Raw genomic sequence first — 17,065 nt, forward strand, 5'->3', positions numbered from 1 at the left:
CAGCCCTCGCCGCCTCCGTCTAGGCGTTCGAGCGCGATGAACGAGATGACCAGCACCACAGGCGAAGGCGGCACCTTGATGGCCGCGCCCGATACCGAAGTCGATGTCCGCAAAACCTTCGGCGTCGATATCGACTGGACCGTTCCGGCCTTCTCCAAGGCCGACGAGCGGGTGCCCGATATCGACGAAAGCTACGTGTTCGATCCCGACACCACGCTCGCGATCCTCGCCGGTTTTGCGCACAACCGCCGGGTGATGATCCAGGGCTATCACGGCACCGGGAAATCGACCCACATCGAGCAGGTCGCCGCGCGCCTCAACTGGCCGTGCATCCGCATCAACCTCGACGCGCACATCAGCCGTATCGACCTGATCGGCCGCGACGCCATCGTGCTGCGCGACGGGCTGCAGGTGACCGAGTTCCGCGAAGGGCTGCTGCCCTGGGCGCTGCAGCATCCGGTGGCGCTGGTGTTCGACGAATACGACGCCGGCCGCCCCGACGTGATGTTCGTAATCCAGCGCGTGCTCGAACAGGCCGGCAAGCTGACCCTGCTCGACCAGAACCGGGTCATCCGCCCCAACCCGTGGTTCCGCCTGTTCGCGACCTCGAACACGGTCGGACTCGGCGATACCAGCGGGCTCTATCACGGCACCCAGGCGATCAACCAGGGCCAGATGGACCGCTGGTCCATCGTCACCGCGCTCAACTACCTGCCGGCCGAGACCGAGCTGGAAATCGTCAAGGCCAAGTCGAGCCTCGACCCCAAGCTGCTGGCCGACATGATCCGCGTCGCCGACCTTTCGCGGCAGGGCTTCATCGGCGGCGACATCTCGACGGTGATGAGCCCGCGCACGGTCATCACCTGGGCGCAGAACACCGAGATCTTCAAGGACCCGGGCTTCGCCTTCCGCCTGACCTTCCTCAACAAGTGCGACGAGGCCGAGCGGATGCTGGTGGCCGAATACTACCAACGCGTGTTCGGGGTGGACCTGCCCGAGAGCGTGGTCGGCAAGGCCTAGGGCACGACCAGGTACTTCTCGCCCGTGCGCCGGGCGTTGTATGCGCCGACCGCTTCTTTCGAGAGCATCTCCTCGAGCCCGACCCGCGCCTTGTAGTGGCTGGCGAAGGTCGTTGTCAGGTCCTTCATCACCCGCGCGCGCATCCGGCCGACCACTTCGGAACCGGCCTTTTGCATGAACGGCGTGAGCAGCCAGCCGCCGAGGTCCCAGGTCAGCCCGAAGGCGCGGTTGAGGATCGTCGGTCCGGTATCGAGCGCGCCGTAGATGTAGACCTTCTTCGGCACCGAGGAGCCATAGCGGCTGAACGCCGCGCCGCGGCTGGCGGAGCGCTCCATGGCGGCGAGGATCTGCCCGGCAAGCGTGCCGCCGCCGATCGGATCGAACCCGAGCATCGCGCCCGTGGCATGGATCGCGTCGGTCAGGGCCGCGTCGAATCCGGGCGCGGTCATGTCGAGCACGTGCTCCGCGCCCAGATCGCGCAGCAACTTTACCTGCGCCTCGCTGCGCACGATGTTGACCAGCGGCACGCCGTCCTCGGCGCAGATCCGCACCAGCATCTGCCCCAGATTGCTCGCCGCCGCGGCGTGGACGAGGCCGGTGAAGCCTTCCTTTCGCATCGTCTCGACGAAGCCGAGCGCGGTCATCGGGTTGACGAAGCTCGATGCGCCCTGTTCGGCGGTGACGCCCTCGGCCAGCGGCATGGCCATCGCCGCATCGGCGAGCGCGTACGTCGCGTAAGCCGTGCCCGGCACGCAGGCGACGCGCTTGCCGAGCAGCGCCTGCGCCGCCGGCGCCTCGCCCGCGGCGACGACCGTCCCGGCGCATTCGTTGCCCGCCGGCATGGCGATGCCGTGGCGGGCCTGCATTGCCCGGGTCGCCGCCTCGGGCATCTTCGCAACGACCTTGCCCGGCGAATAGTCCGCGCCCGCCGTGTCGGCGCTGGCGAAGAGCAGACCGAGATCGGAGGGATTGATCGGCGCCGCCTCGACCCGGACGAGGATTTGAGAACCGCTCGGTTCCTCCCAGCTCTGCGGCACGATTTCGACGGTCAGGGTGCCGTCGTCGTCCAACCGCGTGAGAAGTTGCTGGCCTTCATACGTCATCGGCATAATCCCAATCGTTTCGAAGCCGGCTTACGACGATCGCATCCGGATTGGAAATCGGCGGGCTCGATCGGGGCTACATCCGGCCCGCCGGCTGCGGCTGGCTCAGCATCGCCAGGCTCAGGTGCGCCGGAATCGCGCTCCTCTCCTCGCCGCTTTCGTTGACCGTCGAACGGCGCATGTCGCGCTTGTAGCGGCGATAGTCGTATTCGGTGCCGCGGTGGAGCGTGCAGCGGTTGTCCCAGATGACGATGTCGCCGGCCTGCCACTTGTGCGCGTAGACGAACTTGCGCTGGGTGGCGAAGGCCAGCAGGTCCTCGATCAGCGCGGTGCTTTCCGCCTCGTCCATGCCGAGAATCCGCGCCGCGTGGGCGCCGACGAACAGCGCCGGGCGGCCCGAGGCGCTGGTGCGGACCAGCGGGTGGACCGCGCGCATATAGGGGGCGAGCGGATTGTCGTCGGACACCGTGGCCCCGGCCTTGCGCCGCGAATGGAAATAATTGTGCTCGACTTCGAGCCCGGCGATCCGCGCCTTCAGCGCACCGGGCAGCGCATCGTAGACCAGCCGCCCGTCGATCAGCTCGGTCTCGCCCTTCTCGGGCGTGACGACGACCCCGCGCAGGATCGACCACTTGCTCGGCAGGTCGTTGAAGCTGCTGTCGGCGTGGAACAGCTCGTTGCCCTTGGAAATCTTCGCCCGCGGCGAATCCGGATCGGCAATCTCGCCGTCGGGGCCGAGATTGGAGACGTCGTAGAGCCCGAAGGCGACCCGCGCCATGTGGGCATTGGGCTTGCTGGCGGGCAGCTCGAGCGGGCCGAAGGCTCGGCTGAAGGCAAGGTGCTGCGCGTCGTCGATATGCCCCTGCCCGCGGATCACCAGCACCGCGTGCTCGCGCATCAGGTCTTCGACCAGCGCCACCAGCGCGTCGTCCGGCCGGGCGCAGTCGACGCCGGTCAGCAGCGCGCCGCTCGGTTCGAGCAATTTGACCTCGGGGTTCATGCCGCCTCGTCCCACTCTGGCAATAATTAGGAAGCTAACTATAACGCCCGACACCCGTTGGCTAGCCCCGACGTAGCCCCTCGCAATCGCTGTATTGTTCGTTTAACACAGCGGCCGATGGGTATGTTCCGTATCTTTCGCCGCAAGGATCCCCCCGAACAGCAGCCGGGCAGCGGCCATAGCGGGTATTTCCCGTTGCAGGACGCACCGGGCCGGTCGTGGGACGACGACGATGACGACATCGTCTACCGCTCGGGCACCGCCCGCCGCGCTGCGCCGGCGTGGGACGAGTGGGATTCGCGCCTCGATCAGCTCGATCGCTCGGTGGCGCAAGTGGAGCGCAAGCGGCAGAAGTGGTGGCGGCGCGCCTATTGGCAGGGCCGGCGCAAGCGCTGGTGGGCGGTCCGGATCGTCGCCGCGATCATCGCGCTGTTCTTCGCCCTCGTCGCCTGGCTGGCGATTACCGCGCCGCTGTCCAAGTCGCTCCAGCCGATCGCCCCGCCGCAGGTCACGCTGCTGGCCAGCGACGGCACCCCGATCGCCCGCAACGGCGCGGTGGTCGAGGCCCCGGTCGAGGTCGCCGAGCTGCCGCCGCACGTGGTCGAGGCGTTCATTGCCACCGAGGACCGGCGCTTCTACAGCCACTGGGGCGTCGATCCGCGCGGCATTGCCCGCGCCGCCTTCACCGGCACCGGCGGCGGCAGCACGATCACCCAGCAGCTCGCCAAGTTCACTTTCCTCACCCCGGAACGCAGCCTGACCCGCAAGGCGCGCGAGGCGCTGATCGCGTTCTGGCTCGAAGCCTGGCTGAGCAAGGACGAGATCCTCGAACGCTACCTGTCGAACGCCTATTTCGGCGACAACATGTACGGGCTGCGCGCGGCCAGCCTGCACTACTTCTATCGCCAGCCGGAAAACCTCAAGCCGAACCAGGCGGCCATGCTCGCCGGGCTGCTGCAGGCCCCCTCGGCCTATGCCCCGACCGACCATTACGACCGCGCCGAGCGGCGCATGAAGATCGTGGTCCGCTCGATGGTCGCCGCCGGCTATCTCACCGAGGCCGAGGCCCGGGCGATGAAGCCCCCGCGCCTCGACGTGCGCAACCTCGACGGCGACCTCCCGACCGGGACTTATTTCGCCGACTGGGCGCTGCCCGAGGCGCGTACGCTCAGCGACGTCGGCTATTCGCGCGAGACGCTGACGACGACGCTCGATTCGCGCCTTCAGGAGGCGGCCCGGCGGGCGATTGCCCGCGCCCCGCTGGGCAAGGCGCAGGTCGCGCTGGTGGCGATGCATCCCAACGGCGAGGTCGTGGCGATGATCGGCGGCAAGGACTATGCGCAATCCGCCTTCAACCGCGCCACCCAGGCGCAGCGACAGCCGGGGTCGACCTTCAAGCTGTTCGTCTATCTCGCCGCGCTCGACGCCGGGATGAGCCCCGACGACACCATCGACGGCTCCGAGATTACCGAGGGTTCGTACCGGCCGAAGAATGCCGAGGGCCGGTATGCGCCCTCGATCACCCTGGCCGACGCCTTCGCCCATTCGAGCAATGTCGCCGCGGTGCGGCTGCAGCAGAAAGTCGGGACCAGCGCGGTAATCGCCATGGCGCGCCAGCTCGGCGTAAGCTCGAAGCTGGCCGAGGGCGACCCGAGCCTGGCGCTCGGCACTTCGGCGATGAACCTGCTCGAGCTCACCGCCGCCTATGCGGGGGTGGCTGGCAACTCCTTCCCGGTCGAACCGACCGCCTTTCCGGTCGAAAGCCCGGGTTTCCTGGGCAGCCTGTTCGACGGCAAGGACAGCTTCTCCTCGCGCACCGAATCCGACATCAAGCAGCTGCTGCGCAAGGCGGTCAACGAAGGCACCGGACGCGCTGCGCGGCTGTCGATCCCCAACTTCGGCAAGACCGGCACCACGCAGGACCACCGCGATGCGCTGTTCGTCGGCTTCGCCGGCGACCTGGTGGTCGGCGTATGGGTCGGCAACGACGACGATACGGCGATGCCGGGCGTCTACGGCGGGACCATCCCGGCGCGCATCTGGAAGGATTTCATGACCCAGGCGCTCGGCAGGCAGGTCGCGCCGAAACCGACCTCGCGCCCCAACCCGCAAGGCCCGGTCAAGCCGCTCGACGTACCCGACGTCGGCGACATCCCGCTCGGCGACAGCGGCGCGACGCTCAACATCGACAGCGGCGGGGCGACGATCAACGGCGAGGTTGAAGGGGTGCCCGTGGGCGTCCGCATCGACGCCAACGGGGTTCAGCTTCAGCCGCAAGCGGCACCCACCGCTCCGCCGCAACCTCAGCCGGCTCCGTCATGACGTCGAGCTGCTACTCGCCGGGTGGGCGCTCGCGCGGGGCAAATTCGAGGATGATGGCGACCACCGCCCATATCAGCAGGGTCGGCATCAATTTGTCCGGCGCCGCGCTTCCAGTCGCGACGCGCACCGACGGCGGGAGCGCGACCGCGAAAGCTAACGCAAACAATGAATAGAGCACGCGGTGGCTGCTCGCGCTGATGTAAAGAATGGTGATGACCGCGCCCGCGCTCCCGATCAGCACGATTGCATAGTCGTAGACACCCAGGTTCTCCGCGGCCGCCAGCACAAAGCCGAGCACAGCGCCGAAAACGATATTGAGCCCGTCCTTGTTGGCCTCGAACTCGCGGTGCGACATCCACGGTTTGTCGAGCAGTTTCATCGGCGTGCCCCCCGAGTACCGGCCGGTCAATCTTCGTAGACGGCGCGAACGAAGTAAAGCCCTTCCGGCGGGGCGTTGAGGCCGAGCGCGGCGCGGTCGCGCGCCGCCAGCGCCTCCGCCACCTGCGCCTCGCGCCACTGCCCCTGGCCGACGAGCGCCAGCGTGCCGACCATCGAGCGGACCTGGTGATGCAGGAAACTGCGCGCCTCGGCCCGCACGATCACGTGATCGCCCTCGCGGCTGACGTCGAGCCGGTCGAGCGTCTTGACCGGGTCCCGGGCCTGGCAATGCGCCGAACGGAAGGTGGTGAAGTCGTGGCGCCCGACGAGGTGCTGCGCGGCGCGGTGCATCGCCTCGGCATCGAGCTCGCGCGCGATGTGCCAGGCCTGCCCGCGCTCGAGCGTCAGCGGCGCGCGGCGGTTGGCGATGCGGTATTCGTAGGCCCGGCCGATGCACGAAAACCGCGCGTGCCAGTCGTCCGCCACCACCTCGCAGGCAAGGACCGCGATCGGATCGGGCCGCAGCAGCGCGTTGAGCGCCTCCATCAGCCGGAACGGTTCGATCTCCTTGGCGATGTCGACATGGCTGCGCATGGCCAGCGCATGCACCCCGCTGTCGGTCCGCCCGGCGCTTTGCAGGGTCGCGATCTCGCCGGTGACGGCCGTCACCGCCGTCTCGACCGCCTGCTGCACGCTCGGCCCGTGGTCCTGGCGTTGCAGACCCATGAACGGACCGCCGTCGAATTCGAGGGTCAGGGCGAAGCGGGTCATGCAAGCCCTCTTGCCTGAAGGGGAGAGAGCGAGACGCGAAGCCCGTTCATCGCAGCACCGTCCCTTGCGCAACCTTGTGTCCGCGCAGAAAGGCCGCGGCGTCCATCGGCGGCTTGCCCGCCGGCTGAACCAGTTCGGGGCGCAGCGCGGCATTGCCGCAGGCGATGGTCAGCCGGTCGTCGAGCACCGCGCCGGTGGCTCCATTGGCACCGATGACATGCGCGCGCAGCACCTTCACCCGCTCGCTGCCCAGCTCGAACCACGATCCGGGAAAGGGGGCGAAGGCGCGCACTTCGCGCTCGAGCAGTTCGGCCGGCTTGCGCCAGTCGATGCGCGCTTCCGCCTTGTCGATCTTGGCGGCATAGGTCGCACCCGGCGGTTGCGGTTCGGCCTTGAGCTCGCCGAGTTGATCCACGGTCTGGACCAGCAGGTGGGCGCCGATCTCGGCGAGTTCGTCGTGGAGCTCGCCGGCGGTCTTGTCCTCGATCGGAACCCGGGCGCTCGCCAGCATCGGGCCGGTGTCGAGGCCTTCCTCCATCTGCATGATGGTCACCCCGGTGACGTGATCGCCGGCCAGGATGGCCCGCTGGATCGGCGCCGCCCCGCGCCAGCGCGGCAGCAGGCTGGCGTGGACGTTGAGACAGCCGTGCACCGGCCCTTCCAGGACCGCTTTGGGCAGAATCAGGCCATAGGCGACGACCACGCCCAGCTCCGCCTCGTGGGCAAGGAAATCGGCCTGGGTGTCGAGATCGCGCAGCGAATGCGGATGGCAGACGGGAACCCCCATTGCTTCCGCCGCGACGTGGACGGGGGACTTGCGCTCCTGCTTGCCGCGTCCCGCGGGACGCGGCGGCTGGGTGTAGGCGGCCACGATATCGTGCCCGGCTTCGTGCAACGCACGAAGGGTCGGCACGGAAAAGTCCGGCGTTCCCATGAAGACGATGCGCATAGTGCCGAATTCCATTCGCCCTGGCCTGTCGAAGGGCGCCAGAGCGGCGCAAGCGGGCTTCGACAAGCTCAGCGCGAGCGGATAAGGGGCTCGTCATGGCATCGCAAGAGATCGAGACTCTGGCATCCGCCCTCGCCCGCCTGCCCGGCCTCGGCCCGCGCAGCGCGCGGCGCGCGGTGCTGTGGCTGGTCAAGCGGCGCGAGACTTCGCTGGTGCAACTGGTCGAGGCGCTCGCCGCGGTGCAGGACACGCTGGTCGAATGCGAGATCTGCGGCAACGTCGATACCCGCAACCCCTGCGGCATCTGCGCCGACCACCGGCGCGATCCCCGCCAGCTCTGCGTGGTCGAGGAAGTCGCCGACCTGTGGGCGCTCGACCGGGCCAAGCTGTTCACCGGCCGCTACCATGTGCTCGGCGGACGGCTCTCGGCGCTCGAAGGGGTGCGGCCCGAGGATCTGGGCATCGGCACGCTGATCGAACGCATCGCCGCCGGGGGCATCGACGAGGTCGTGCTGGCGATGAACGCCACGCTCGAAGGCCAGACCACCGCGCATTACATAGCCGAGCGGCTCGGCGACTACCCGGTGCGCATCACCCAGCTCGCCCACGGCCTGCCGGTCGGCGGCGAGCTCGACTATCTCGACGAAGGCACGCTCGCGCAGGCGCTCAGGGCGCGGAGGCCGATGGGCTAGGTCAGGCCTGTTCGAGGATGGTTTCGGTGTGCAGCGCGCATTTCCACTCGCTGCCGTCCCTGACCCAGGTCGTGCTGTCGGCGCAGGCCAGGTCCATCGGGCCGTCCTTCATCTCGCCGGTCTGACGGACCTTGTAGGCGACGATGGCGGTGTCTTCGGCCGGGAACACGACCTCCACGTCCGAGAAATCGAAGGCGTCGAGCCGCCACTTCCCGTCCTGCATCATGCCTCGGTACTTGTCCGGATCGATGCGCATCGCGCCGCTCGGGCCGACAATCAGGCAGTCGTCGGCGATCATGGCCGAGGCGGTACCGACGTCCTTGTCGACCAGGGCGCGCCAGAAATCGCGCTCGAGCCGTTCGATGGTTGCGCTGTCAGGCATCGCTTGTCTCCTTCTCGAAGGAAAATGCTACCCAAGAAGAATGCGCCGACGCGAAAAGCTGTTCCGCCAGTTGCCGCGTTCACTTGTCGTTCGCGCGCGAAGTGCCTATTTTCCCGCCCATGGCCATCCGTGAAATTCTCGAAGTGCCGGATCCCCGGCTCAAAACCGTATCCACCCGCGTCGAAACCTTCGACGCGGCGCTCAAGACGCTCGTCGACGACATGTTCGAGACGATGTACGCCGCTGACGGCATCGGTCTCGCGGCGATCCAGGTCGGCGAGCCGCTGCGGCTGCTCGTCATCGACTTGCAGGAGCCGGACGAGGATGCCGAGCCGGTGCCTTGCGAGCATGACGGCCACGCCCATACCCACCAGCCGGTCAAGAACGATCCGCGGGTGTTCGTGAACCCGGAAATCCTCGACCCGTCCGACGACCTCAAGACCTACCAGGAAGGCTGCCTCTCGGTCCCCGAGATCTATGCCGACGTCGACCGCCCGGCGCGCTGCCGGGTGCGCTGGCAGGACCTCGAGGGCAAGGTCCACGAAGAGGACATGGAAGGCATGATGGCGGTCTGCATCCAGCACGAGATGGACCACCTCGAAGGCGTGCTGTTCATCGACCACCTGAGCCGGCTCAAGCGGCAGATGGCGCTCAAGAAGCTCGAGAAGCTGCGCAAGGCGGCCTGAGCCACCTCGCGCCTGAGTTACCTCGCCCCCGGGCCTGAAAAGCCCTTTCCTACAGGCATTCGTTTGCTGCATGGTCCCGGCGATGCCGCTTCGTACCCGCCCTCCACTTCCGCCTTGCGCCGATGCGCGCCGCGAGGTGAGTGTCGCGCGATATTTTTCCGGGCCCCCCGTGAGTAACCCTGCGATAGTCAGAGCTTTCGCCGGCAAGTCTTTGAAAATACGGCAGTTCTTGGTTTTAGCCCAGGTTTACTGGTGTAACTTCAGTCACCCTGCCCTGAGCATTGAGGCAGGCGCTGACGCGCGACGTCTGGCCTAGCGCCACCCCTTCTCCTTCGCCGCCGCCTCGGCCGCCGCGTCGAACGCCGGGCCCGCCGCCATGTCCTGCGCCCTCGCCAGCAGGTCGGCGTTTTCCGCCCCGGCCATCTGGTAGTCGGTGCCGCTCTGCACATGGCCCGGGCCTCTGAATTCGAGCTTCCAGCCGGTGTCGTCGCGGCAGGCGATGCCGCTTTGCGCGGCGGCGCTGAAGGCGCGGCAATAGTCGCCGTCCCTGTCGCGGAAGCTAACCAGCACCCTGACCCGCGCATCGTCGCCCTGCGTCGCCACCAGCTGCCCGTCGAGCGCGGAGGCGACATCCGGCCCGGCATAGCCTTCGGGCAGCGAGCCGCCGCGGGGCAGGAACACCGCGAGCGCGAGCGAAGCGGCCAGGGCCGGGCCGGCGATCCAAGCCCAACGCGGAATGCCGCGCCTCGCCTCGCGGCGCTGCCGGGCGGCCGCGATGTCCGCCACCCTCGCCTCGCCGCCGCCGAGCATCTGCGTGAGACGATCTGGCACCGGCGCGTCGAGGACCGGGGCGAAATGCGCGCCCAGCTTGGCCTTGAGCTCGTTGTGACGCCGCAGCTGTTCCGCAAGCGCCGCGTCCTGCGCGACTTCGGCGGCGACCTCGGCGCGGCGCGGCTCGGCCAGTTCGCCGTCGGCAAAGGCGGCCAGCTCCTCGGGCGTCACGCTCATGGTGCCTCTCCCAGTTTGGCGAGAAGCGCATCGCGCCCGCGCACCAGCCGCGAATTGAGCGTGCCGACCGGGCAATCGACGATCTCCGCCGCCTCCTTGTAGGCATAGCCCTCGACCATCACCAGCAGCACCGCCTCGCGCTGTTCGTCGGGCAAGGTGCGCAGCGCAGCGTCGATGTCGCCCAGCACCACCGCGGCCTCCTGCGCGCCGTCGCCGCCAACGCCGAGCCCGGCTTCCTCCGCCACGAACGTTTCGCCCCGGCGGGTACGGGCGCGGCTCTCGTCGATCCAGATGTTTCGCATCATCTTCATCATCCAGCTATCGAGGCGCGTGCCCGGTTGCCACTGCTCGCGCTTCGTCAGCGCGCGTTCAACGGTCGCCTGGCACAAATCGTCGCCGTCGGCCGGGTGACGCGCAAGGCCCATGGCGAAGCGCCGCAAGCGCGGCAGCAACGCCAGGACTCCTTGCTCGAAACCGTCGTCAGCTATGGTCGCCTCGTTGGTTGCATGGATTAAACGGATGGGCCCGCGCGTTTCATCCACGCTTAAGGTAAAATCTCAAGAGAATAGCCGATGCGCATGTTTCGTCCCGCCCTGCTCGCCCTCGCGCTGCTCGCCCCGGCGCTGCCAGCCGCGGCGCAGCTGGCTTTGCCGGGCGTGCGCTTGCCGCCGGTGCCGCCAGCGGGCGATGCGATCGGGCGCACGCTCGACCAAACGACCGAAACCCTGCGCGAAACTGCCGACCAGCTGCTCGATTTGCGTCAGGCCCGGATCGACCGCTTGCTGCGGCGTGAGCGCGACTCGGTCGAGGCCGATGCGCGCGGCGCACCGGCGCGGCGCGGCGAACTGCTGCTGCTCGATCCCGATGCGGCCACGCTCGAGGCGGCAAAAGCGGTCGGGTTCGCGCTCATCACACGCGACCGGCTCGGCGCGCTCGGGCTCGAAGTCGCACGGCTGCAATTGCCCAGGGGCGTCAAGCTGGCCGCTGCCGAGGCGCTGCTGAGCAAGGCCGCGCCCGAGGCCGAGATCGCCCCCGACAATATCTACTTCGAATCCGGTGCCGCGCTCGCCGCATGGGCGGCGGCCAGCGCGAGCGCGGATGCGATCGCCACCACCGTCGGTATGATCGACGGCGCCCCGGGCAAGGGCGCCGCCGTCGCCGCGCAGCGTGGATTCGCCAGGGGTGCGCCCTACGCCAGCGACCACGGCAGCGCGGTCGCCTCGCTGCTTGCCCGCGCCGGAGTGCGCCGCGTCCTGGCCGCCGACGTCTATGGCAAGGATCCGGCGGGCGGAAACGCGCTGGCCATCGCCCGCGCGCTAGACTGGCTGGCGGGAAGCGGCGCGAAGGTGGCGACGATCAGCCTGGTCGGCCCGAACAACGCGGTGCTCGCCAAAGCCATCGCCGGGGCAAGCCGTGCCGGGCTGGTGGTGGTCGCCGCGGTCGGCAACGACGGCCCTGCCGCGCCGCCCTCCTACCCCGCCTCCTATCCCGGGGTCGTCGCGGTCACCGCCGTCGACGGCCGCGCCCGGCCGCTGATCGAAGCCGGCCGCGCGCTGCACCTCGATTACGCCGCGCCCGGCGCCGATATCCGCGCCGCCACTCGCAGCGGCCGGAACAAAAGCGTGCGCGGCACCTCGTTCGCCACCCCGCTCGTCGCCGCCCGGCTCGCCGCGGCGCTCGACGCCGGCGGCGACTGGCGCGCCCGGCTCGACCGCGAGGCTGAAGACCTCGGCCCGCGCGGGGCGGACAAGCAGTACGGCCGCGGCCTGCTGTGCCGTAGCTGCGGCAAGTGACGCGAAAAATCGCCGGCGCCGTGAATTAAACGGCGCGCGGCATCCGTTTTCCTTGCGAGCCGGCGGGATTTCCCACCGGCGATGCGACAAGGAGAACAGCCATGAAGTCCCTTCTGATTGCCGGCGCCGCGATGGCGCTGATCTCGATCCCCGCGCAGGCCCAGCTCCTGGGCGGCAGCGGCGGGGGCACGCTTGGCGGCACGCTCGGCGGAACCGGCGCGATCGGCCTGCCCTCGCTGCCGAGCGCGCCCGACCTGCCCAATCCGACCTCCGACCTGCCTTCTGCCCGCGGCACGCTCGACGGTGCTGCCAGCGGCCACGGCTCGGCCAGGGCCGACCGCAAGAGCGGCAAGGTCCACGCCAATGGTGGCGGCAGCGCCAACGGCGCAGGGACGCTGACCGGCCCGCTGCTCGACGCTTCGGGTAACGGATCGGCTTCGGGCGAGGGCTCCGCTTCGGCCCAGCTGGTCGGTACCGATACCGTGCGTTCGGCCGCACAGTCGGCCCGCGCGGCCGGCACCCAGACCGCACAGCAGGCGCGCGGTACGGCCGCCGGTGCGGTCGGTACGGCCCGCTCGGCAGCCGGTAGCGCGGCCGCCCTCGCCGGCTCGGCTTCGGGCAGCGCCCAGGGTGCGGCCGGCGGTGCCGCCTCGGCCGCCTACAGTTCGCTCGCCGTGGCCGGCAGCGCCGCCGCCAGCGGCTCCGGCGCCTTCGCCGTCGACAAGGGCATGCCGGTGCTGGCGCCCGACGGCAGCAAGATCGGCAAGGTCCGCCAGGTCGTCGCGGATTCGCAGGGCCGCGTGCAGCAGCTGCTGGTCAAGGTCGATGGCAAGAAGGCCCTGATCCCCGCCGGCAATTTCTCCGGCAGTGGCAATGCCGTCGTCTCGGCGATGGGCGAAGGCTCGATCAAGAGCCTTGCCGACCAGCAGGACGAAACGGGCGCGAACGCCGGCTAACCCCCCACGGCACGCTCGTTTCGCGGCGCCCGGCAGGACATCTCCTCCCTGCCGGGCGTCTTTTTCGCGCCGGGCTCAGTTGGCCATCAGCAGCGGCGCAGGCGGATTGGACAACATGTCGCGGGTCACCCCGCCAAGCAGGGTTTCCAGCATCCGGCTATGGCCATAGGCGCCCATGACCACGAGCCCGGCGTTGCGGGCCCGCGCCGCTTCGCGCAGCTGCCCGGGCACTTCCTTGCGTGTGGTCCAAGGAAGGCGGACTATCTCGCAGTCGATCCCGTGGCGCGCCAGATATTCGGCCCCCTGCACGGGGGGCAGGTCGACTTCCTCGCCTTGGGTCTCGCCGTCGCCGACGGTGGCCAGCGTCACGCTCTCGGCCAATGCCAGCAGCGGGACGGCAGCGCGCAGCGCGCGCGAGGACTCGACCGACCCGTTCCAGCAGACAAGCGCCGGCGCATCGCATCGCAGCCCCGGGCAGCCCTCCGGCACGGCAAGCACGGGAACGCGGGCGTGGATCACCAGCGCACCGGCCAGCCACGAGGGTGCCGCCGCGTTCTTCGGCGCGCCTGCCCCGACCACCACGACATCGCTCAGCGCCGCGAATTCCTGCAACACGCTGTCGCCCAGCCCGATCCGGTCGTCCCATTCCCAGCGAACGTCTTCCGCCGCGAGCCTGACTTGCAACTTCGCGCGGAAAGCCTCGGCCCGCTCGCGCACGACCTGGGCCATTTCTGCCGACAAAATGCCGTCGACGTCCCAGGACATCGCGAAATCGAGCGACACCGCCTGGAGACAGGTCAAATGGCCGTCGAAGGCTCGCACCAGGTCGAGAGCGACCTGCAGGCGGACATCGAACGCGTCGTCATCGCGAGCATGGAGCAGTATCGATCGCATTTGCGCCTCCCAGGAACAAGCGCGGCGGATATCCTCCACGCGAGGGGTGCGTGCATTGATGGCGGTCAAAGGTGCGAGTTCACCCGCCGGGGTGATAAAAGTCGTACACCGCCTGGGCCACGCCCGCGCTGACTCCGGGCGCGCGCTGGAGGTCGACGAGGCTCGCCGCCCGCACCTTGCCCGCCGTGCCGAAGTGCAGCAGCAGTGCGCGCTTTCTCGCCGGGCCGATGCCGGGGATCTCGTCGAGCGGGCTGGCGCTGATCGCCCGGCTGCGCTTGGCCCGGTGCGCGCCGATGGCGAAGCGGTGAACCTCGTCGCGCAGCCGCTGGAGATAGAACAGCACCGGCGAATTGACCGGCAGCATTTTCTCGCGCCCGTCGGGGAAGTGGAATACCTCGCGTCCCTCGCGCCCGTGGTGCGGGCCCTTGGCAATGGCGATCAGCGGCACATCCTCGATGCCGAGTTCCTCGAGCGTGTCGCGCACGCTCGACATCTGTCCCTTGCCGCCATCGATCAGCACGAGGTCCGGCCAGATCCCCCTTTCGCGTTCGGGGTCTTCTTCGAGCGCGCGGCTGAAGCGCCGGGTCATCACTTCGCGCATCATGGCGAAATCGTCGTTGGTCTGTGCGCTGCGGATGTTGAACTTGCGGTACTGGCCCTTGAGGAAACCTTCCGGCCCGGCGACGACCATCGCCCCGACCGCCTTGGTGCCCTGGATGTGGCTGTTGTCGTAGACCTCGATCCGCGCCGGGACTTCCGGCAGTTCGAGGAATTCGGTCAGCTCGCGCATCACCCGGGCCTGCGTTCCGCTCTCCGCAAGCCGGCGGTCGAGAGCCTCAGTGGCATTGCGCGCGGCCTGTTCCATCAGCCGGCGGCGCTCGCCGCGCTGCGGCACGCTGATCTCGACCTTGCGCTCGGCGATCACGGCGAAAGCTTCTTCGAGCAGCGCGCGATCGGGCAGGTCGCGATCGACCAGAATGGTGCGCGGCGGCGGCACTTCCTCGTAGAACTGGGCCAGCACGCGGGCGAGAACCTCCTCGTCGCTGACGTCCTGGATGTGGCTCGGGAAGAAGGCGCGGTGGCCCCAGTTCTGCCCGCCACGGATGAAGAACGCCTGGACGCCGATCTGCCCGCCCTTGGCCGCGAGCGCGAAGACGTCGGCATCGCCGACTCCGCCGGCGTTGATCGCCTGGCTGCCCTGAATGAATGTCGCCGCGCGCAGCCGGTCGCGCAGCATGGCGGCGCTTTCGAAGTCGAGCGCTTCGGCCGCGGCGGCCATCTGGGTCTCGATCTTGGCCTGCACCGCCCCCGACTTGCCGGTCAGGAAGTCGCGCGCTTCCTGGACCAGTTCGGCATAGCCGGCCTTGTCGATACGCCCCACGCACGGCGCCGAGCAGCGCTTGATCTGGTAGAGCAGGCATGGCCGGTCACGGCGGCTGAAAAAGCTGTCGGTGCAGGATCTTAAGAGGAAGAGCTTCTGCAGAGCATTGATTGTCGTGTTGACCGATCCGGCGCTGGCGAAAGGACCGTAGTAGTCGCCCTTGGCCTTGCGCGCGCCGCGGTGCTTCATGATCCGCGGAAAATCGTGCTCGGCGCGCAAAAGGATGAAAGGGAAGCTCTTATCATCGCGCAACAAGACATTGTAAGGCGGGCGGAATCGTTTGATCAGCTGCGCTTCGAGCAGCAGCGCCTCGGCTTCCGAGTTGGTAGTGACGATTTCCATCGCGCGCGTCTGCGCCACCATGCGCTGCAAGCGGCCGGAGAGGTTCGCCACCTGGCAGTAATTCGCCACCCGGTTTTTCAGCGCCCGCGCCTTGCCGACGTAGAGGACGTCGCCGCGGGAATCGAGCATGCGGTAGACCCCCGGCACCGGCTTGAGCGTCTTGACCGTGTCTCGGATCGCCCTGGTCCCGGCCTCGATGTCGGGCTTGCTCGAACCCTGGACGACATAGGTCGCGCGCTCCTCGTTGAAGCGCTCGGCGCCGCGCGGATCGTGAGGAGAACCTGCCGGAGTGCGGGACATGGGCCCGAGATAGGACCTCGTGCCCGCCGCGTCACCCCGTCAGCCGTCGCGTCCGGGCACGTTTACCGGGGTGTGGAGCGTTTCCTCCACGTAAAGCCGCTTGATCAGCACGAAGACGACGATCAGCAAGGGGGCGGCGAACAGCAAGCCGATCGGGCCGAACAGAATCCCGCCGGCAACGACCCCGAAAACCGAGACCGCGGGCGGCAGCGAGACGACCTTCTTGTGAATGAAGGGCGTGACCAGGCTGCCCTCGAGCTGTTGGATCCCGACCATCGCCACGAGTGCGAGCAACAGAGTCTGCTGTCCCTCGCCCGCCGCCATGGCGAGGATGGGTACGGCCGCGAGGATCGGGCCGAGGTACGGGATGATCTCGAGAAAACCGGCGATGAGGCCCAGCACGCTTGCCGAGGGAACGCCGACGAGCCACAGTACCAGGCCAGTGGCCACCCCGATGAAGGTCATGGAGATGAACTGGCCGAGCATCCACAGGCGAAGCGAAGCGCCTGCTTCGCACAGCGCCTCTCCGGCCAGGTCGCGCTTGCTGCGCGGGAACAGCATGAGCAGTCCGCGCCGATAGAGGCCGGGATCGCTGGCGATGAAGACCGCGCCGAACAGGAACAGGACCGTATCGGTGACCGCGGTGGCCAGCGAACTGAGGGCCGACGAGAGCCGCGGAACGACCTCGTCTCCCGAGAAAGAACCGCTTTTCAGCGACGCGACAATCTTGTCGCCGCCGGGGAAGGACGCAATGCTGCCCTCGAGACTTTGCCAGGTCTGCGTCAGCGTGCCCGACAATCGCGTGAAGTCGTTCTGCAGCTGGGCCCCGAAGAACCATCCCAACCCGCCGATCACCGCCACGATCAGCAGCAGCGCCGCATAGAAAGACGGGCTGTCTCCCAAAGGGGAGTGCGCTGCGATCGCATCGGCAAGCGCACGGATCAGCGTGCCGGCGACCACCGCGGCAAAGACCAGCACGAGCAGGCTCAGCAGCTTGAAAATCACCAGCACGATGACGACGACTGCCGCCGCAGCGATCAGCGATTTGATTATCAATCGGAAGGGGTCTCGCGGCGCATCCATGCCGA

The 17,065-nt window shown here is 68.4% G+C and carries 17 protein-coding genes; 6 read left to right on the forward strand and 11 right to left on the reverse strand.

Features of this window, described 5'->3' with window-relative positions; translation table 11 throughout:
* The first annotated feature begins 36 nt into the window (after positions 1–36).
* Positions 37–1,020: a cobaltochelatase subunit CobS gene (gene cobS, locus Q7I88_RS14595; protein ID WP_305096638.1), complete on the forward strand. Its 984-nt coding sequence runs from the start codon at positions 37–39 to the stop codon at positions 1,018–1,020.
* On the opposite strand, the gene Q7I88_RS14600 is transcribed toward cobS, so the two are convergent.
* Both Q7I88_RS14600 and Q7I88_RS14605 read right to left on the reverse strand, forming a co-directional pair.
* Entirely contained in the window at positions 1,017–2,123 is a 1,107-nt protein-coding gene (locus tag Q7I88_RS14600; protein ID WP_439648345.1) for a zinc-binding dehydrogenase, read from the reverse strand. The two genes, cobS and Q7I88_RS14600, sit on opposite strands and share 4 nt — an antisense overlap.
* Positions 2,124–2,199: 76 nt before the next feature.
* The gene (locus tag Q7I88_RS14605; RefSeq protein ID WP_305096640.1) at positions 2,200–3,123 is read right to left on the reverse strand and encodes a TauD/TfdA dioxygenase family protein; all 924 of its coding nucleotides are present in this window, start codon (positions 3,121–3,123) and stop codon (positions 2,200–2,202) included.
* Positions 3,124–3,240: 117 nt separating this feature from the next.
* Between Q7I88_RS14605 and Q7I88_RS14610 the strand changes: the two genes are divergently transcribed.
* Positions 3,241–5,445: a transglycosylase domain-containing protein gene (locus Q7I88_RS14610; protein WP_305096641.1), complete on the forward strand. Its 2,205-nt coding sequence runs from the start codon at positions 3,241–3,243 to the stop codon at positions 5,443–5,445.
* Positions 5,446–5,455: 10 nt separating this feature from the next.
* Here Q7I88_RS14610 and Q7I88_RS14615 read toward each other — a convergent pair whose 3' ends face one another.
* Genes Q7I88_RS14615 through fmt form a run of 3 tightly spaced genes read right to left on the reverse strand, consistent with a single transcriptional unit; the run spans position 5,456 to position 7,558 of the window.
* On the reverse strand, positions 5,456–5,824 hold the full coding sequence (locus Q7I88_RS14615; RefSeq protein WP_305096642.1) for a hypothetical protein: 369 nt from the start codon (positions 5,822–5,824) through the stop codon (positions 5,456–5,458).
* A gap of 26 nt (positions 5,825–5,850) precedes the next feature.
* A complete protein-coding gene (gene truA, locus Q7I88_RS14620; protein ID WP_305096643.1) occupies positions 5,851–6,594 on the reverse strand; it encodes a tRNA pseudouridine(38-40) synthase TruA in 744 nt (247 codons plus the stop codon).
* 46 nt (positions 6,595–6,640) lie between these two features.
* Complete coding sequence (gene fmt / locus Q7I88_RS14625; protein WP_369426068.1) at positions 6,641–7,558, reverse strand: methionyl-tRNA formyltransferase; 918 nt, start codon at positions 7,556–7,558, stop codon at positions 6,641–6,643.
* 80 nt (positions 7,559–7,638) lie between these two features.
* Here fmt and recR point away from each other — a divergent pair, with 80 nt between their 5' ends.
* Positions 7,639–8,235 (forward strand): recombination mediator RecR, encoded by a 597-nt coding sequence (gene recR / locus Q7I88_RS14630; protein ID WP_305096644.1) that lies wholly within the window; start codon positions 7,639–7,641, stop codon positions 8,233–8,235.
* A 1-nt stretch (position 8,236) separates the two neighbouring features.
* Here recR and Q7I88_RS14635 read toward each other — a convergent pair whose 3' ends face one another.
* A complete protein-coding gene (locus tag Q7I88_RS14635) occupies positions 8,237–8,617 on the reverse strand; it encodes a nuclear transport factor 2 family protein (RefSeq protein WP_305096645.1) in 381 nt (126 codons plus the stop codon).
* 119 nt (positions 8,618–8,736) lie between these two features.
* Between Q7I88_RS14635 and def the strand changes: the two genes are divergently transcribed.
* Positions 8,737–9,303, forward strand: coding sequence for a peptide deformylase (def, locus tag Q7I88_RS14640; protein WP_305096646.1), 567 nt, complete (start codon positions 8,737–8,739; stop codon positions 9,301–9,303).
* A 312-nt stretch (positions 9,304–9,615) separates the two neighbouring features.
* On the opposite strand, the gene Q7I88_RS14645 is transcribed toward def, so the two are convergent.
* Positions 9,616–10,311: an anti-sigma factor family protein gene (locus Q7I88_RS14645; protein WP_305096647.1), complete on the reverse strand. Its 696-nt coding sequence runs from the start codon at positions 10,309–10,311 to the stop codon at positions 9,616–9,618.
* Positions 10,308–10,799, reverse strand: a complete 492-nt coding sequence (locus Q7I88_RS14650; RefSeq protein WP_439648394.1) for an RNA polymerase sigma factor — start codon at positions 10,797–10,799, stop codon at positions 10,308–10,310. The genes Q7I88_RS14645 and Q7I88_RS14650 overlap by 4 nt, the downstream gene beginning before the upstream one ends.
* A 90-nt stretch (positions 10,800–10,889) precedes the next feature.
* Here Q7I88_RS14650 and Q7I88_RS14655 point away from each other — a divergent pair, with 90 nt between their 5' ends.
* Positions 10,890–12,104, forward strand: a complete 1,215-nt coding sequence (locus Q7I88_RS14655) for a S8 family serine peptidase (RefSeq protein WP_305096648.1) — start codon at positions 10,890–10,892, stop codon at positions 12,102–12,104.
* 101 nt (positions 12,105–12,205) lie between these two features.
* Positions 12,206–13,060, forward strand: coding sequence for a PRC-barrel domain-containing protein (locus tag Q7I88_RS14660; RefSeq protein ID WP_305096649.1), 855 nt, complete (start codon positions 12,206–12,208; stop codon positions 13,058–13,060).
* Between the two features lie 75 nt (positions 13,061–13,135).
* On the opposite strand, the gene Q7I88_RS14665 is transcribed toward Q7I88_RS14660, so the two are convergent.
* From Q7I88_RS14665 to Q7I88_RS14675, 3 genes are all read right to left on the reverse strand, one after another.
* Entirely contained in the window at positions 13,136–13,954 is an 819-nt protein-coding gene (locus tag Q7I88_RS14665; protein ID WP_305096650.1) for a universal stress protein, read from the reverse strand.
* 79 nt (positions 13,955–14,033) lie between these two features.
* The gene (gene uvrC, locus Q7I88_RS14670) at positions 14,034–15,977 is read right to left on the reverse strand and encodes an excinuclease ABC subunit UvrC (protein WP_305096651.1); all 1,944 of its coding nucleotides are present in this window, start codon (positions 15,975–15,977) and stop codon (positions 14,034–14,036) included.
* Between the two features lie 39 nt (positions 15,978–16,016).
* Positions 16,017–17,033 (reverse strand): AI-2E family transporter, encoded by a 1,017-nt coding sequence (locus Q7I88_RS14675; RefSeq protein WP_305096652.1) that lies wholly within the window; start codon positions 17,031–17,033, stop codon positions 16,017–16,019.
* Between the last annotated feature and the right edge of the window lie 32 nt (positions 17,034–17,065).

This window comes from Croceibacterium aestuarii, from assembly GCF_030657335.1.
In the GTDB taxonomy this organism is placed as follows: domain Bacteria; phylum Pseudomonadota; class Alphaproteobacteria; order Sphingomonadales; family Sphingomonadaceae; genus Croceibacterium_B; species Croceibacterium_B aestuarii.

What these genes read in the sequence shown, in the direction of transcription:
- cobS (WP_305096638.1), top strand. Translation starts at nt 37, where the DNA reads ATGAACGAGATGACCAGCACCACAGGCGAAGGCGGCACCTTGATGGCC.
- Q7I88_RS14600 (WP_439648345.1), bottom strand. Translation starts at nt 2,123, where the DNA reads ATGACGTATGAAGGCCAGCAACTTCTCACGCGGTTGGACGACGACGGC.
- Q7I88_RS14605 (WP_305096640.1), bottom strand. Translation starts at nt 3,123, where the DNA reads ATGAACCCCGAGGTCAAATTGCTCGAACCGAGCGGCGCGCTGCTGACC.
- Q7I88_RS14610 (WP_305096641.1), top strand. Translation starts at nt 3,241, where the DNA reads ATGGGTATGTTCCGTATCTTTCGCCGCAAGGATCCCCCCGAACAGCAG.
- Q7I88_RS14615 (WP_305096642.1), bottom strand. Translation starts at nt 5,824, where the DNA reads ATGAAACTGCTCGACAAACCGTGGATGTCGCACCGCGAGTTCGAGGCC.
- truA (WP_305096643.1), bottom strand. Translation starts at nt 6,594, where the DNA reads ATGACCCGCTTCGCCCTGACCCTCGAATTCGACGGCGGTCCGTTCATG.
- fmt (WP_369426068.1), bottom strand. Translation starts at nt 7,558, where the DNA reads ATGGAATTCGGCACTATGCGCATCGTCTTCATGGGAACGCCGGACTTT.
- recR (WP_305096644.1), top strand. Translation starts at nt 7,639, where the DNA reads ATGGCATCGCAAGAGATCGAGACTCTGGCATCCGCCCTCGCCCGCCTG.
- Q7I88_RS14635 (WP_305096645.1), bottom strand. Translation starts at nt 8,617, where the DNA reads ATGCCTGACAGCGCAACCATCGAACGGCTCGAGCGCGATTTCTGGCGC.
- def (WP_305096646.1), top strand. Translation starts at nt 8,737, where the DNA reads ATGGCCATCCGTGAAATTCTCGAAGTGCCGGATCCCCGGCTCAAAACC.
- Q7I88_RS14645 (WP_305096647.1), bottom strand. Translation starts at nt 10,311, where the DNA reads ATGAGCGTGACGCCCGAGGAGCTGGCCGCCTTTGCCGACGGCGAACTG.
- Q7I88_RS14655 (WP_305096648.1), top strand. Translation starts at nt 10,890, where the DNA reads ATGTTTCGTCCCGCCCTGCTCGCCCTCGCGCTGCTCGCCCCGGCGCTG.
- Q7I88_RS14660 (WP_305096649.1), top strand. Translation starts at nt 12,206, where the DNA reads ATGAAGTCCCTTCTGATTGCCGGCGCCGCGATGGCGCTGATCTCGATC.
- Q7I88_RS14665 (WP_305096650.1), bottom strand. Translation starts at nt 13,954, where the DNA reads ATGCGATCGATACTGCTCCATGCTCGCGATGACGACGCGTTCGATGTC.
- uvrC (WP_305096651.1), bottom strand. Translation starts at nt 15,977, where the DNA reads ATGTCCCGCACTCCGGCAGGTTCTCCTCACGATCCGCGCGGCGCCGAG.